General features: G+C 68.0%; 12 protein-coding genes. 4 read left to right on the forward strand and 8 right to left on the reverse strand.

Going from position 1 to position 14,798, the window contains the following annotated elements:
• The first annotated feature begins 48 nt into the window (after positions 1 to 48).
• A complete protein-coding gene (locus ACGLHR_RS09885) occupies positions 49 to 1,080 on the forward strand; it encodes a M14 family zinc carboxypeptidase (RefSeq protein WP_400093532.1) in 1,032 nt (343 codons plus the stop codon).
• A complete protein-coding gene (locus ACGLHR_RS09890; RefSeq protein WP_400093534.1) occupies positions 1,077 to 1,844 on the forward strand; it encodes an alpha/beta fold hydrolase in 768 nt (255 codons plus the stop codon). Before ACGLHR_RS09885 ends, ACGLHR_RS09890 begins: the two co-directional genes overlap by 4 nt.
• A gap of 34 nt (positions 1,845 to 1,878) precedes the next feature.
• Here the strand turns inward: ACGLHR_RS09890 and treF are convergent, their stop codons facing one another.
• The 4 genes from treF to ACGLHR_RS09910 all read right to left on the reverse strand — a co-directional run bounded on the left by treF (position 1,879) and on the right by ACGLHR_RS09910 (position 7,753).
• On the reverse strand, positions 1,879 to 3,549 hold the full coding sequence (gene treF / locus ACGLHR_RS09895) for an alpha,alpha-trehalase TreF (protein WP_400093536.1): 1,671 nt from the start codon (positions 3,547 to 3,549) through the stop codon (positions 1,879 to 1,881).
• Positions 3,550 to 3,717: 168 nt separating this feature from the next.
• Complete coding sequence (locus ACGLHR_RS09900; protein ID WP_400093537.1) at positions 3,718 to 5,892, reverse strand: putative bifunctional diguanylate cyclase/phosphodiesterase; 2,175 nt, start codon at positions 5,890 to 5,892, stop codon at positions 3,718 to 3,720.
• 146 nt (positions 5,893 to 6,038) lie between these two features.
• On the reverse strand, positions 6,039 to 6,779 hold the full coding sequence (locus tag ACGLHR_RS09905) for a DsbA family protein (RefSeq protein WP_400093538.1): 741 nt from the start codon (positions 6,777 to 6,779) through the stop codon (positions 6,039 to 6,041).
• 68 nt (positions 6,780 to 6,847) lie between these two features.
• Positions 6,848 to 7,753, reverse strand: a complete 906-nt coding sequence (locus tag ACGLHR_RS09910; protein WP_400093540.1) for an MBL fold metallo-hydrolase — start codon at positions 7,751 to 7,753, stop codon at positions 6,848 to 6,850.
• Positions 7,754 to 7,896: 143 nt separating this feature from the next.
• Between ACGLHR_RS09910 and ACGLHR_RS09915 the strand changes: the two genes are divergently transcribed.
• Positions 7,897 to 8,832, forward strand: a complete 936-nt coding sequence (locus ACGLHR_RS09915) for a LysR family transcriptional regulator (protein WP_400093542.1) — start codon at positions 7,897 to 7,899, stop codon at positions 8,830 to 8,832.
• Positions 8,833 to 8,866: 34 nt separating this feature from the next.
• Here ACGLHR_RS09915 and ACGLHR_RS09920 read toward each other — a convergent pair whose 3' ends face one another.
• The 3 genes from ACGLHR_RS09920 to ACGLHR_RS09930 form a co-directional block, all read right to left on the reverse strand.
• Positions 8,867 to 11,005, reverse strand: a complete 2,139-nt coding sequence (locus tag ACGLHR_RS09920) for an alpha/beta hydrolase domain-containing protein (protein WP_400093544.1) — start codon at positions 11,003 to 11,005, stop codon at positions 8,867 to 8,869.
• Positions 11,006 to 11,176: 171 nt separating this feature from the next.
• Positions 11,177 to 11,698 (reverse strand): DUF2938 domain-containing protein, encoded by a 522-nt coding sequence (locus ACGLHR_RS09925; RefSeq protein ID WP_400093546.1) that lies wholly within the window; start codon positions 11,696 to 11,698, stop codon positions 11,177 to 11,179.
• Positions 11,691 to 12,572, reverse strand: a complete 882-nt coding sequence (locus ACGLHR_RS09930) for a class I SAM-dependent methyltransferase (RefSeq protein ID WP_400093547.1) — start codon at positions 12,570 to 12,572, stop codon at positions 11,691 to 11,693. The genes ACGLHR_RS09925 and ACGLHR_RS09930 overlap by 8 nt, the downstream gene beginning before the upstream one ends.
• A gap of 74 nt (positions 12,573 to 12,646) precedes the next feature.
• Between ACGLHR_RS09930 and ACGLHR_RS09935 the strand changes: the two genes are divergently transcribed.
• Entirely contained in the window at positions 12,647 to 13,084 is a 438-nt protein-coding gene (locus ACGLHR_RS09935) for a helix-turn-helix domain-containing protein (RefSeq protein ID WP_400093548.1), read from the forward strand.
• Positions 13,085 to 13,151: 67 nt separating this feature from the next.
• Here ACGLHR_RS09935 and ACGLHR_RS09940 read toward each other — a convergent pair whose 3' ends face one another.
• Positions 13,152 to 14,594 carry a PLP-dependent aminotransferase family protein gene (locus ACGLHR_RS09940; protein ID WP_400093549.1) on the reverse strand — a complete coding sequence of 481 codons (1,443 nt, stop codon included), beginning with the start codon at positions 14,592 to 14,594 and terminating at the stop codon, positions 13,152 to 13,154.
• Positions 14,595 to 14,798 lie beyond the last annotated feature (204 nt).

Raw genomic sequence — 14,798 nt, forward strand, 5'->3', positions numbered from 1 at the left:
CCGACAATCGACCATCGCATCGCCCCCCCCAAGGAGCCGCCCTCGCCCATGGCGCAGCCACCCAACGCAGGCAGTTTCGCTGAAATGCAGCAACTGGAGAGCATCCTGGAAGCCGGCGCCAGCCGCCTGGATGCCTGCCGCGTCGGCGAGGTGCGAGCGGGCGGCCAGCGCTTTCCCCTCTACACCGCCAGCATCGGGTCGAACAATCCGCGCGCGCCCGCCATCGGCTTCTTTGCCGGCATCCATGGCCTGGAGCGCATCGGCACGCATCTGCTGCTCGACTATATGCGCATGCTGCTGTGGCGCCTGGAGTGGGACGAACTGCTGGAGCGCCAGCTGCAATCCGTGCGGCTGCTGTTCATGCCGATTGTCAACCCGGGCGGCATGTGGGCCTCAACCCGCGCCAATCCCAATGGCGTGGACCTGATGCGCAACGCACCGCAGGATGCGGTTGGCCGGGTGCCGCTGCTGGCCGGCGGCCAGCGCGTGGGGGCGTGGCTGCCGTGGTACCGCGGCAAGCGCGGCGCGCCCATGGAGGTGGAAAGCACAGCCATGCTGCAAGTGGTGGAGCAGCAGTTGCAGTGCCGGCCCTTGAGCTTCGCACTGGATTGCCACTCGGGCTACGGCTGGGGCGACAGCATCTGGTTTCCCTACGCGCGCACCGCCGCGCCCATGCCGCACCTGGCCGAGATGTTTGCCCTCAAGACCATGTTCGAGCAGGCGCATCCACACCACGGCTATGCCTTCGAGCCGCAGAGCCGCCAGTACCTGCTGCACGGCGACCTGTGGGACTGGGCCTACGACCACACGCCACCCGGCAACATCTTCCTGCCGATGACGCTGGAGCTGGGCTCCTGGCTGTGGATCAAGAAGAACCCCCGCCAGTTGTTCTCCCGCCAGGGCTTCTTCAACCCGGTCAAGGCGCATCGCACCGCGCGCGTGCTGCGCCGGCATGCCAACCTGCTGGATTTCCTGGCCCGCGTGGCCTACGCGCCCGAGCGCTGGCTGCCAAGCGGGGAACGCCGCCAGGAACTGCTTGACCGCGCCAACGCCCAGTGGGCCTGGGGGCCGCCTGGATGAGCGACTGGATCCTGCTGCGCGGCCTGACGCGCGAGACCCGCCACTGGGGCGTCTTGCCGGGGGTGCTGCAGGCCAGCGCCGGTATCGGGCCCGTCGCCATGCTGGACCTGCCTGGCAATGGCGTGGAGGCGGCGGCGCACGCGCCGGCCGGCGTGGCTGCCATGGTGGCATTCCTGCGCGAGCGTGCCGCCAGGCAGGGGCTGGCGCGGCCGTACCGGCTGCTGGCGATGTCGCTGGGCGCCATGGTGGCGGCGGAGTGGGCGCAGCGGCACCCGGAAGAGATCGGCGCGCTGGTGCTGGTCAACACCAGCATGCGGCCCTTTTGCAGCGTGGCCGAGCGGCTGCCGCCGCGCAACTGGCCGGCACTGCTGGGCATGGCACTGCGCTGGCACAACGCCCCTTACTGCGAGCGCATCATCTACCGGCTGACCTGCAACGCCAGCGCGGCCTTCGCGACGGATGTGGCGCAATGGTGCGCGATCCGCGGCAGCGCGCCGGTGAGCCGGGCCAATGCCCTGCGCCAGCTATGGGCCGCGGCGCGCTATCGCGCACCGGGTGCGCCGCCGGCCTGCCCGACACTGGTACTGTCTTCTGCGGCGGATCATCTGGTCGACCCGGTGTGCTCTGCGCGCCTGGCCGAGGCATGGGGCGCGCAGCACCGCCGCCATCCCTGGGCAGGGCACGATTTGCCGCACGACGATCCGGCCTGGCTGGCCGCCACGCTAGCGCGATGGCTGGGGGCATCCGGCCTGCGCCAACGCTGAAACCGCGCCGTCACAACTTCACGACTTCACAACCTCACAACTTCACGGATTTCACACCGGCGCGGCAGCGGCACGCCGCATGCGTGGGGTGCCGCTGCAGCAGCCTGCGCACCACGCCGTTGGTCCAGCCAAAGCCGTCCTGCAGCGGATACTCCCCGCCCGCGCCGCCTACCGCGCCGTCTTCTGCGGGATGCAGGGCGTACTTCTCCACCAGCTTGTATTCACGCTCGTAAAGGCTGGCAACGGTCAATAGCCAGCGATGCGCGATTTCGTGCGCAAGCGCGGCTTGCCCGCAATGCGCAAACCCGCCGATCGCCAGCCATTGCAGCGGCGCCCAGCCGTTGGGCTGGTCCCATTGCTCACCGCTGACGTGTTCCGTGGTGGCAATGCCGCCGGGCTGCAGCAGCCGCGCTGCCGCGGTTTGCGCCACCCGCGCCGCCTGCGCGGGGGTGGCAGCGCCTACGTAGAGCGGCACCACGGTGGCCGCCGTCAGGTTGGCGCGGGCATGGTCCCGTTGCCAGTCGAAATCGAAGTAGGCGCCCTCGGCCTCGCGCCACATGAGGCGGTCGATGGCCTCCCGGCGCGCCTGCGCGCGCTGGCCAAAGGCCGGTGCGTCGGCATCGCCGGCGGCCTGCGCCAGTTCGGCGAGCTTGCGCTCCAGCTTGAACAGCAGGCAATTGAGATCCACCGGCAGGATCGCTGTGGTGCGAATGCTCTCCAGCCCGCCGCCGGGCTCCTGCCAGCGCGAGCTGAAGTCCCAGCCCGATTCGGCCGCGGCGCGCAGGTCGCGAAATACCTCGGAGGCTGGCCGCCCCGACAATGCGGCCGTGCCGATATCTTCGATAAAGGCTTCCTCGCGCGGGGTGTCGCGCTCGTCCCAGTACCGGTTCAGCAGGCTGCCATCGGCCAGCCTGACCACCCGCCGGCACGCGTGCCCCGGCGCCAGGTGGTCGGCGCCCCGCATCCAGAAGGCGTACTCCTTGCGCAACTGCGGCAAGAAGGCCAGTTCGGGCTGCACGCCGTGGTCCTCGAACAGCTCCACCATCAGCGCGAACACCGGCGGCTGCGAGCGGCTCAGGTAGTAGCTGCGGGTACCGTTGGGAATCACGCCATAGGTGTCGAGCAGGTAGGAGAAGTTGTCCGCCATGCCGCGCAGCAAGCCGCCCTGCCCGCTGGCGGCCAGGCCCAGCATGGTGAAGTACGAATCCCAGTAGTAGAGCTCGGAGAAGCGCCCGCCCGGCACCACGTAGGCATGCGGCAGCGGCAATAGCGAGCATTGCGGCGGGTGCTGCGCCGGATGCCGGGTCAGCACCGCCCACAGCCCGTCGATATGGTCGGCCAGAGGCTGGTTGGGGTCGGACTCGTAGCAGCTGCGCGGCACCTCAGGCAGCACGAAATGCTCGTGCACGAAGGCGGCAAGGTCAAAGCCGGTCTCACCGGCGCGAGCGCGGTAGGCGGCCAGGATGGTTGCCGGATCCTGGCGCGGCATGGCGTCGGTGAAGGTCTTGCTGTCGGGAAAAATGCGGCCCATCTGCACCGCCACGAACAACTCCTGGTAGCGATCGGCGGGCGTGAGCGGATCGGCGTGCGCGCAGCCGGGCAAGCGGTGCGGGACGAGTTTCTGGCCGCCGGTGGGGTCGCCCACCTCGCGTACGTGGGGCTGGCCGGCCGGGCCGCCGCCTCCGATGGTGATGCGTGGTGCCACTGCCCCTCCCTTTTCTTACCCTTGCGGCAACGCGGGAGTCTGCCGACAACAAATGAGAGTGGCTGGCTGGCGGGCGAGTTCCACCGCCGCGCAAAGGCGCCGCGCCTGGTCGGGGCCGCGCTAAAGGCACATACTCCCGGCACGCGCCGGATGCGCCGGATGCGCCGCCTAGGGTTCCGGTGTCGGCGTCACCAGTCGCGGCCCGAGCACGGCGTGGGCGCGACGGAAATGCTCGAGCGCCTGCGGGCGCCCCAGCAGGAATCCCTGCGCTTCGTCGCAGCCTTCGGCCTGCAGCAGGCTGAGCTGTTCGTCGGTCTCCACGCCTTCGGCCAGCACCGGGATCGCCAGGCTCTGGCCCAGCGCCAGGATGGCGCGGATGATGGCCTTGGCCTGCTGGCTGTCGGAGATCTCCGCGATAAAGGTACGGTCCAGCTTGATCTTGTCGAACGGGAAGGAGCGCAAGGTGTCGAGCGAGGAGTAGCCCGTGCCGAAGTCATCGATGGCGATGGTCACGCCCAGCGCCTTGATGCGGCGCAATATGTCCAGCGCCCGCTCCTTGTCGCCGATGATGGCCGACTCGGTGATTTCGAGCTCCAGCCGTCCCGCCGCCAGCCCGGTTTCCTCCAGCACATGCGCCACCAGCGTGACCAGGTTGCCGTGGGTGATCTGCACCGGGGACAGGTTGACCGAGATCTTGCGCGGGAATGTCCACTGCGCGGCTTCCTGGCATGCGGTGCGCAGCACCCACTCGCCGATCGGCAGGATGGCGCCGCACTCTTCGGCCAGGGGGATGAAGTTGTCGGGCGCGATCAGCCCGCGCTCGGGATGCTGCCAGCGCAGCAGCACCTCGCAACCGATGGCTTCGCCACTGGCGATGGCGGTCTGCACCTGGTAGTCCAGCACGAACTGGTTGGCGGCAATGGCGGTCCACAGCTCACCGGCCAGCGCGCGCCGCTCGCGCTCGGCTTCGTCCATCCGGCTTTCGTAGAAGCAGATCGATTCGGACAAGCTGCCCTTGGCGCGGTACATCGCCCGGTCGGTATTGCTGACCAGTTGGTCGCGATGCGTGCCGTCGCCGGGATAGATCGCAATCCCGATGCTTGCGCCCGTGGTCAGCTCGAAGCCTTCGAGCCGCACCGGCTCGCTCAGGCAAGTCACCAGGCGCGCGCTGAAGTCGCTCAGCTCGGCCTGCCGCTCGAAACGCTTCACGGCAATGAACTCATCGCCGCCGATGCGGGCGATGAACTCGCCCGGCTCCAGCTGGCTGGCGATGCGCTGGGACACCGCCCGCAGCACGGTGTCGCCGGCCGCATGCCCATGCAGGTCGTTGATTTCCTTGAAGCGGTCCAGGTCGATGCCGAGCGTGGCCACCCGGCAGCCCTGCTTGCGCGCGCGCTGCAGTTCCTCGTCCAGGTAGTCGTTGAAATAGCTGCGGTTGGGCAGGCCGGTGAGCCCGTCGTGGCGCGCCATGTGCTGGATCTTGGCTTCGATGCGGCGTTGCTCGGTGACATCCTCGCAGGTGGTCACCCAGGAGCCGTCGGCCATGGTGCTGTGCGACAGTGCAATGGCGCGCCCATCGGGCAGCGCTTCCACGCTACGCCAGTGCTTGTGGCGGCGCAGGATCTCGCGGTGCCGTTCGCAGAGCGCCTGCGCGTATTGCTCGGCGCGGCCGTCGGGCTGGCCCGCCTCGGCCTGCGCATCGCCGCCAAGGCGGCCGGCCGGCGCGCTCGGCGCCGCGATTTCGCTCTCGCGCACGCCAGCCATGGTACGGCACAGGGCCAGAAAATCCGCGCCTGGCGCCAGCGCTGCGCCCGCGCCGCGGAAGATCTCTTCCATGCGGCGATTGGTCAGGAGGATCGCGCCATGCGAATCGAACAGGCACAGCCCCTGCAACATGTTCTCCAGCGCCAGGTCCAGCGTGCGTGTCACCTCGGCAATGCGCTCGGCGTCGGCCTTTTGCTGCGTCATGTCGCGCGTGACCTTGGCATAGCCAAGCTGCTTGCCCTTGCCATCGAAGATCGGCGTGATCAGCACGTGGGCCCAGAAGCGGGAACCATCCTTGCGCAAGCGCCAGCAGCCTTGCGCCACGAAGCGGCCCGCCTCGCGCGCTTGCAGCAAAGCCTGCTCGGGCAGCCCCGCGGCGCGATCCTCAGGCGTGTAGAAGCACGAGAAATGCGCGCCCAGGATTTCATCCCGGGTGTATCCCTTGGCGCGCTGCGCGCCGGGGTTCCAACTGCTCACGCTCCCGGCGGGATCCAGCGCGTAGATCGCGTAATCGGTCACGCCGAGTACAAGCGCGCGAAAAAGTTCGGTCTCGCCGGGAGGGCCTTGGATGTGAGGCATGGAGGGTACGGGTGTAGAGCCGATGCCGTCTCGTGCAGTGCTCGTCCGGGTGAAAGGACAAGCTGCGCGCGCACGACTATCGACGGAACCGGCGCGGCCTGTGTGCCGGGACGTCGATTGGTATAACGGCAACGCGGGCGCGAAGTTTACCCTCGCGCTGGCAAAGCGCAACCCTGCGCGTCGCAAGCCGGGCCTCCCGCACTACCCACACTATCCGCTTCCATGCTCCCGCCCTGCTGCGCAACCGCGCACGCCAGGCTCTCCTGCCAGGCCCCCGCATCGCCAAGGAACGGGCCCACGTCGAGCACGGCGAAGCGATCGGCGCCGCTTTGCAGCGCAAACGTGGGGAAGCCGTGCCCGCCCAGCCGGTTCAGCAGCGTACGGCTGGCGGCCATATGCGCCTGCGTCTTGTCACCGCCAATGTCCAGGCAAAGGTCGGCAAAGCGCTGCGGATCCAGCCCGGCCTGCCCGGCTATATCGGCGAGTACCTGCGCATCGGCAATGCGCAGCCCGTCCACATAGTGCGCATGCTGCAGGCGCGCCAGCAGATCCGCGGCGGCCTCCACACCGCCCAGCGCCTGCGCGGCCAGGATCGCGGTGGTGGGCGGTGCGGAGTCCATCACCGCGCTTTCGTCGCGCAGCAAGCCTTCGAAATACCGCTCGCCGAACGGCTGGCCGGTGAGCGCGGCAATGCGGCGGTCGTGCGGCATCACGTAGTCGCGCCATTGCGCCGTGATGCGGCGGCGGTTGGCGCCCGTGAGCATGCCACCGCCGTACAGCGCGAGCGCCAGGCCGGGCACGGCGCGCGCGGCGCGCACCAGTGGCGCGGCGCCGTAGCACCAGCCGCACAGCGGGTCATAGATGTAATGCAGGGTGAGACCGGACATGATCAGTGCTTCCTGGGATTTGTGGCTGGCGTTATGCGCATCGCGAACCGCGCTCTGGCACAAAGCCGTCATTTTGCAGGCCATTGCATCTCGCCCTTGATGACCTTGGCGCTCAGCTCGAGCGAGTCCAGGCCGCCCAGTTGCGGATAGCGTTTCTGCATCGCCGCGCTCAGCGCCTTGGCATCCGGCGCGCGCGCCGCCTCTTGCTCGATCGTGCGCAGGTAATCCCGCGTGAAGCGCACCGACGCCAGCGTCTGCGGCGCATCGCCCAGATAATGCCCCGGCACGACCCGCGCCGGCTTCCTTGCCTCGATGCGATCGAGCATGGCGATCCAGTGCTGGCGCGAAGCCGGTGTCTGCGTATCGGCCACCCAGACGTGGCTCTTGCCAAAGACCACCACGCCGCCGGCTACCGTCTTGAGCGACGGAATCCACACTACCGTGCGTTCCGGCGCCGGGCCGTCCAGGCCCAGCACTTCCAGCTTGTTGCCTTCGAGCTCGATGGTATTGCCGGCCAGCGGCTCGGGCAGCACCAGCGCCTTGGGCGCATTGTCCTTCAGGATCGGAGCCCAGTAAGCCTGCTTGCCCGCCATGGACGCCTGGATGGCCGCCACCGTTTGCGGCGTGGCGACGATCCTGGCCGCCGGGAATGCGGCCTTGAGCACGTCCAGCCCGAAGTAGAAATCCGGATCGCTGTGGCTGATGTAGATGGTGGTGAGGTGCTTGCCGCTGGCACGGATGCGCGCAACCAGGGCTTCGGCGTCGTTGCGCTGGAACTGCGCGTCGATCAGCACCGCGTCGTGCGCGCCGGTAACGAGTTCGGACGAGACCGGGAAAATGCTCTTGGCGCCGGGGTTGTAGACGTCCAGCTTGAGCGCGGATGCGGCCACTGCGGGCGTGCTGGCGACGATGCCCAGGCACAAGGCGGCGGCCAGGCCGCGCAGGAAACGGTTCAGGGTCAGGCTGGAGCGCATTGGGAGTCTCACGGTGCTGGAAATCAAGGAGACCGCCAGCTTAATTTGCGCAGGCCGGTACAAAAACCCCATAGAATAAACATCTTTGTTGCGCCAATCGATCAAATAGGGCAACAAGATACGCCAACATCACCCGCCATCCCATGGACCGCATCACCGCCGCCGAAGTCTTCGTAGCCATTGCCGAGCGCGGCAGCATGACGGCAGCCGCCGAGGTGCTGGACATGTCGCGCGCCATGGTCACCCGCTATCTCGCGCAGATGGAAACCTGGGCCGAGCAGCGCCTGCTGCACCGCTCCACGCGCAGCCTGAGCCTGACGCCCGCCGGGGAGCAAACGCTGGCGCGCTGCCGCCAGATGCTGGAGATTGCCGCTCAGATGGCGCGGCCCGAGCATGAGCGCGCGGGCATGCCGCGCGGCATGCTGCGCATCAGTTGCGCGCAATCGCTGGCCGAGTCCGTGCTGGCCGCAGCAGTGACGGCCTACCTGAAGCGTTATCCGGAAACCGCCGTCGACCTGCATATCGGCAGCCAGGCGGTCAACCTGGTGGAGGCACGCATCGACCTGGCGATCCGCATCACCAACGATCTCGATCCCAACCTGATTGCGCGCCCGCTGGCGAGTTGCGCCTCGGTGATCTGCGCCGCGCCCGCCTATCTCGCCGCCCACGGCATGCCGCGCAAAGCGCAGGACCTCGCCATGCACAACTGCCTGACCTACTCGTACTTCGGCAAGAGCCTATGGCAACTGGAGCGCGCGGGGGAAACGCTGTCAGTGCCGGTGCAGGGCAACCTCAGCGCCAATGAATCGACGGTGCTGCTGGCCGCCGTGGTGGCTGGCGCCGGCATTGCCATGCAGCCACTCTACTCTGCCGCGCCGCTGCTGCGCAGCGGGCAACTGGTGGCCCTGCTGCCCGGGTGGCAGCCGCAGGCGCTGGGCATCCATGGCGTATACGCATCGCGCCGGCAAATGCCGGCGATCCTGCGCACCATGCTGGATTTCCTCGCGGAGCGCTTCGCCGCGGATCCCGGCTGGCAAGGCACCGGAGCCACGGCGGGCCTTGCGGGCCGGGCGGGGTGACACTGCCCCGCCCGCCGCATCACGGACACATCGCTCAGGGCAACACAGGATTGGCCTGCGCGCTGGCCACGCGCCGATCAGCATCCGCCTGCAGCAAGAAGCGCTTGGCCACCAGCCCGGCGGCCACGCTTTGCACCTTGGCCACATAGCCGGCCTGGTCGGTGTAGAGCGACTCCAGCGAAGGCCGCGTATCGCCAGCCGCAATGCGCGCGGCCTCGGTCTTGTGGAAGGGAATGTAGCTGCCGCTCAGGTTGACCAGATCCACAATGCCCGGCGCTGCCACGTAGTTGAACTCCAGGCTGGTGCCCACCGGCGCGTCCACGTCAACGGAGTGGATGCCGGCCTTGGTCAGCCCGGTCTGCGCATCCACCTGCGGCACCATGATGGCGTAGTCCCGTCCCATATACGACGGCGGCAGCAAGGTCGGGATGCCGGACTCATCCTGCGGGCGATATGTCGGACCGTAGTCGAGCAGCGGGAAGCCGTTGTAGCGCGCCAGGTACTGCAGCGTGGGAATCGCGGCATTGGTGCCCGCACCGGCCCAGGTAATGCCCTTGGTGACGGGAAAGGCCAGCTGATCGGGCCGCACCAGCGTGCCATCGGCGATGGCCGGAACCTGGCTGGCCGGCGGCGCGACATCGCGAGCCACCCAGTCTTCCAGCGCGACGAACAGCGCCCGGAAGGTATCGGCAAAATCGACCATGGAACCCGCCGGGTACACCGTGGACGCAGGCGCGTAGCTGATCAGTGGCGACTTGCCGCCATGCTGCGTGCTGGCGTAGTAGTAGATACGCGCGTTGTCAGGCTGCTTCAGGTCGGCAAAGCCGTAGGGATCGGTCAGCACCGGCGAGCCCTGCAGTTGCCAGAACTCCGTGCCCGACAGGCCGAGGAAGAACTTCGGGCAAGTCTGCGTAGCGGTGCAGCGCTGCATGACGCCGCCGCTGCGGCCCGCCAGCGGGTCCTGGTAGTCGGCGGCCAGCCCGCGCGGCGCGGTCTGCCCAAAGGCGCGATGGTCGGTGCGCAAGCCACCGCCGCCGCCGGGCACGGCGAAGCGCGTGTTGATGTTGGTCTGGCGCGCGGCCACATGCGCGTAGATGCCGTCGAACACCTTGCTGCCATCCAGCGCCTGGTTAAAGCCAAGATGCAGGAAAGTCTTCATCGCGTTGCCCGATTGCGAGGTGCCCTGCCCGATGGCAAAGCGCACCGCGCCCGCCACCGGATTAGGCGTGCCCGCCGAATCCGCGGCCTGATGCCGGAAGAACGTGATGGTGTCGCGCAGCGCCGCCAGGCCCACGCCCATCACCTTCGGGTCTTTCGCCACGTAGGTGATCTCGTAGAGGTAGCCCGGCACGAAACCGCCTTTTAGGCAGATGTTGGCGGCGTCGGACTTGCCCGGGAACGGATTGCCCGCGTTATCGCAGGTGGCAAACTTCCAGTCCGTTGCGGGAATCGACACGCGCGGGTCGGTTTCGTTCACGCGCCGCGTCAGCGTGTAGCCCGGCAGGGTGTTGTCGAGACTGGCCGGCGCATAGGGAATCATCGTGCTGTTGAACACACCGCCCGGCAAGCTCATCGACGGGCTGGCAACACTCGGGATCAGCTCCGCGGCGTACGGGCCGGTAATGCTGCTGCCGTCCTTGTTCTTTGCCACCGGCACCGCCAGCGTGAGCCGTGCCGCCGAGCTCTTCGGCACGTCGCCCTGCCAGGCCGAGTACAGCAGCACATAGCCGCGCTCGAAGTAGAGCGAATCCCCCGGCACCGCGGTGGGATTCGGCATGGTCAGGATATTGCCGCGATTGGGCGCGTCGTAACGCAGCACGCCGCCGGCCTTGCTCATGTCCTTGGGCTTGAGCATGACGAACTCTGTGGTGTACTCGACCAGCCCGCGGCCATTCACCGGCGCCAGCGCCAGGTCCTGGATGATGGCGTTGTGCGCATCGGCGGGGTCGACCTCGCCCTTTAGCGTGCCGGTGAGTTTTTCATAGGCGCCCACGTTGCCGTAGGTGCCGGGCATGTCTTCCCGTGCGGTGATGGTCAGCGTCATGCCCGGGGTGGCCGCCGGCGTGGACGCCGCGGGGGCGCCCGTGCTTGGGCTGTCATCGTTGCCGCCGCAGGCGATCAACGGCAAAGCTAGCGCCAGCGCCGCCATGCGGCGCGCCAAGGTGGTCTCCATACTTGCTCCTCTCTTGTCGTACGCCCTGCTAAGGGGGGCGTTGGCACAAAGTGTAGGGAGCGCGGCAATATAAGGTAAATGGATAGTTTCGATGGATTGAGCGAATAAACCGCTGAATCGCTTTTGGGGGGGAGAGCGTAAGGATTGGGGGAAAAAACGCGCTTGGCGCCGCTACCAGAAGCTCCGCCATTGAAACGTGGCCAACCAGCTTGTCACCCAGCCGGCCCCGTAAAGGCCCAGGCCGAATATCCCGTGCGTGACAAGACTATGAAAGCGCGCGGCGGCGGGACGCGGAGTGCGGCTGGCGGCGACGCCGGCGCCCATGCCTGGCTGCATCAAAAAGAAGGGAGCCGCCACGCTGCAGATGCCGACGATCAGTGCGGGGCCGAGCGTCGGATGACTGACCCAGTCCAGGCCCCGGAAAGCGAGCAGCACGGCCGCGAAAGCAATACCGATCAGATAGTGGGCGATCCAGCCGGTCACGCGTTCGCCCTGTACGGGCGGCGAAGCGCCAATGGGGTCGTGGCGAAAGCGCCCGCGCACCAGATAGGCGAGCCAGCGGCCTACCAGGGCATAGTCCAATGACGCAATGCCGAACAGCCGCTTACGGGCAGCGGCCCAGATATCCATCACGGCGGTCGCACCCGCCCCGATCAGGAGCACGCACATCACCAAGTCCACTGCATCAGACACGGCCTGCCTCCTTCGACGCGGCCGCCGCAGACGGCGCCCGGGCGCTGACCATCCAGCAGGCAGCGGTGTAGCGAACCTCGGTGCCGTGCACGTAGGGATCGAAGGCGCTACGGACAGCTTCGCTGACTCGCGTGCGCGTGCGCTCGTCCGCCTCTTGCAGGATCAGGCCAACGGGACCGAGTCGCGTGAGGTAGCCGAGCAGCTCCTTCTCTGGCAGGGTGCAGTCGACATCGATCGGCCGGATGTCGATCTCGGCCCAGCCGCTGTTCTCCAGCAAGGAAGAAACGCGATGCCGGTCTGCGAAGGAGAACTGCCCCGGCGCGTCTGGCCGGCGCGCGGGAAGGTTCGGCAGCAGCGGTGCCGCGGCGCGCTCGGCCGCCGTCATGAACGGGTTTTCCGCGGCACCGCGCCAGGCGATGCACCGGAGTTCGGCCTCGTCCCTTGCGGCACGCAGCAGGTTCGCGAAGGCCCGGACCGGGTTGTCGAAGAACATGACGCCGAAGCGCGAAACGATCAAGTCGAAGCTCGCGCGCTCGAAAGCGTGGTTCTGCACGTCGGCGTGGAGGAAGCTTGCCGTGGTGTCTTCCCGTTTTGCGCGTGCCCGGGCGGCGGCGATCATAGGATCCGAGATGTCGGCGCCGATGCAAAGGCCCGTCGCGCCGAGCCGCCGCGCCACGGCGAGCGTCGTGCTGCCCGTACCGCAGCCGACGTCGAGCACCCGTAGCCCGGAGCCGGTGCGGACCGCATCGACAAGCAGGTCTTCGAACGGCTTGAACATGTGGTCGAGCAGCGCCTGGGCCTCGACCCAGGCGCTTCCAGAGCGGCCCCGCCAAAGCACCGCCTGCTCGCTTTCGGTCCGTTGCGTGACATCCATGATCGTTTTCCTTTGCTGCCCCCAGGGAGCGGAAGCTACACTGTGCCAGTTCAAGTCGACTTGAGGTCAAGAGGGTGAAAAGCCTGGACATAGCCGAAGTGGCGCAACAATCCGGCGTTCCCGCATCGACGCTGCGGTTCTATGAGGAAAAGGGGCTGATTGCCTCTACCGGCAGGCGAGGGCTGCGCCGCCTGTTCGATTCCGGCGTGCTGGAACGGCTGGCGCTGATCGCGCTGGGGCGCGCCGCCGGGTTCTCGCTCGATGAGATTGCGCTCATGTTCGCGCCGCAGGGGCAGCCGCGCATCGACCGGCAGATGCTCGCGGCCAAGGCAGAAGAGCTAGACAAGACGATCCGCAAACTGAGCGCCATGCGCGACGGCCTGCGGCACGCCGCTGCCTGCCCCGCACCGAGCCACATGGAATGCCCCACCTTCCGTCGCATCCTGCAGGCCGCCGCGTCCGGCGCCCTTGGAGCGCGAGCGAAGAAGACGCCGCAATCACTGCGGCGTTAGCCCCATCGGCGCTGGTCATGCTCACGCCGTGAGAGGCTCGCGAGCCGAGCATTGACAGCTTAGGTGCTCACCAAAGCTTGCGCAGCGCCTTCAGCCCCGCCGCGATGCCCGCCTCGTCTATCGCGCCGAAGCCGAACAGCAAGCCCGCGCGATCCAGCGGGCCGAGGTAGTACTCCTGCGTGGCCCAGACGCCAATGCCCTGCGCCCTCGCGCGCTGCGCCAGCGGCTCGGGATCGGCATGGTCAACGCACAGCGCGGCCAGGTGCAGGCCCGCGGCGCAGGGCACCGGATCGAGCCGGCCGCTGAAATCCGCGCGCAGCGTATCCAGCAGAAGCTGGCGGCGCGCGCCGTAGAGCCGGCGCATCTTGCGCACGTGGCGCGTCAGGTGCCCTTCGGCGATGAAGGCGGCGAGCGTATCCTGCGCGGTGGCAGCGCAATGCCAGTCGCTGCATTGCTTGGCCAGCGTAAGCGCCTGCCGCGCCCAGCGGGGGGCTACCACGAAGCCTAGCCGCAGCGTCGGAAACAGGCTTTTGGAGAAGGTCCCGACGTAGCACACGGATTCGGCGCGGTCGAGCGTCTGCAAGGCGTCGAGCGGGCGCTCGCCGTGGCGAAACTCGCCGTCGTAATCGTCCTCGACGATGACCGCGCCGTGCGCCTGCGCGAAGGCGAGCAAGGCCGCGCGCCGCGCCGCCGACATGGCATGGCCGAGGGGGAACTGGTGCGATGGCGTGACGTAGATCACCCGCGCATCGGCGGGCAGCCGTTCCACCACCAGACCTTGCGCGTCCACCGGCACCGGCACGATCCTGGCGCCGGCGGCAGCAAAGGCGGCGCGGGCCGGCGGGTAGCCCGGGTCCTCCACCGCCACCACGGTGCGCCCTGGCGTCACCAGCACGCGGGCCAGCAGGTCGAAGGCCTGCTGCGCGCCCGCCGTGACCACCACGTCGCCAGCCTGGCATGCGACCGCGCGTGCAAACGAGACGTGGCTGGCAATGGCCTCGCGCAACCCAGGCTGCCCCTGCGGATCGGCATAGGCCACCGGCGCGTGCACCATCGCCCGCATGGTGCGCGCCGTCAGGCGCCCCCACAGGTCCGCCCGGAATGCCGACAGGCCCGGCACGCCCACGCGAAAATCAAAGCGCGGCACCATCGGCGAAGCTTCCCGTGGCGGCAAGGGCGGCGCGCGCCAGAACGCGGCCAGCCGGCGGTCGGCCTCGGGCGCGCCATGCTGCGGGGCGGGCTCTCGCGCGGGCAGCAGCCCCGCCACATAGGTGCCGCCACGATCGCGCGCCACCACATAGCCCTCGCTCAGCAGCAGGTCGTAGGCGGCCACCACCGTGTTGCGCGACACGCCGCAAGCCTGGGCCAGCGCACGCGTGGCAGGCAGGCGCAGGCCGGGGCGCAGGCGCCCGTCCAGGATCGCCCCCTTGAGCTGGCCGTGCAGGCTGCGCAGCAAATGGCGCGAGCCGGGTGCCGGCAAGCGGATCGGGAAGGCGAACTCTGGATCCATAAACTTCCTTGTTTCTGGTTCTTTTCTAGTACCAGTTTGCCGTCTTATCCTGCCCCTGTCATCCCCATGAGGTGCCAGGAAATGAAACGCTCCGATCTTTCGTTATTGCTGTCGCTGGCCGCCCTGTCTTACATTCCGCACGTCGAGAACACAATTTGACGCGAATTTCGTTGCTAGCCTGGCGTCCGAAAGGCGTGCTCTGAG

Origin of the sequence: Cupriavidus sp. CuC1, from assembly GCF_044627735.1 — a bacterium.
In the GTDB taxonomy this organism is placed as follows: Bacteria; Pseudomonadota; Gammaproteobacteria; order Burkholderiales; family Burkholderiaceae; genus Cupriavidus; species Cupriavidus ulmosensis.

Excerpts from the sequence above, each read along its gene's own strand:
- ACGLHR_RS09885 (WP_400093532.1), top strand. The coding sequence starts at position 49 with ATGGCGCAGCCACCCAACGCAGGCAGTTTCGCTGAAATGCAGCAACTG.
- ACGLHR_RS09890 (WP_400093534.1), top strand. The coding sequence starts at position 1,077 with ATGAGCGACTGGATCCTGCTGCGCGGCCTGACGCGCGAGACCCGCCAC.
- ACGLHR_RS09900 (WP_400093537.1), bottom strand. The coding sequence starts at position 5,892 with ATGCCTCACATCCAAGGCCCTCCCGGCGAGACCGAACTTTTTCGCGCG.
- ACGLHR_RS09905 (WP_400093538.1), bottom strand. The coding sequence starts at position 6,779 with ATGTCCGGTCTCACCCTGCATTACATCTATGACCCGCTGTGCGGCTGG.
- ACGLHR_RS09910 (WP_400093540.1), bottom strand. The coding sequence starts at position 7,753 with ATGCGCTCCAGCCTGACCCTGAACCGTTTCCTGCGCGGCCTGGCCGCC.
- ACGLHR_RS09915 (WP_400093542.1), top strand. The coding sequence starts at position 7,897 with ATGGACCGCATCACCGCCGCCGAAGTCTTCGTAGCCATTGCCGAGCGC.
- ACGLHR_RS09920 (WP_400093544.1), bottom strand. The coding sequence starts at position 11,005 with ATGGAGACCACCTTGGCGCGCCGCATGGCGGCGCTGGCGCTAGCTTTG.
- ACGLHR_RS09930 (WP_400093547.1), bottom strand. The coding sequence starts at position 12,572 with ATGGATGTCACGCAACGGACCGAAAGCGAGCAGGCGGTGCTTTGGCGG.
- ACGLHR_RS09940 (WP_400093549.1), bottom strand. The coding sequence starts at position 14,594 with ATGGATCCAGAGTTCGCCTTCCCGATCCGCTTGCCGGCACCCGGCTCG.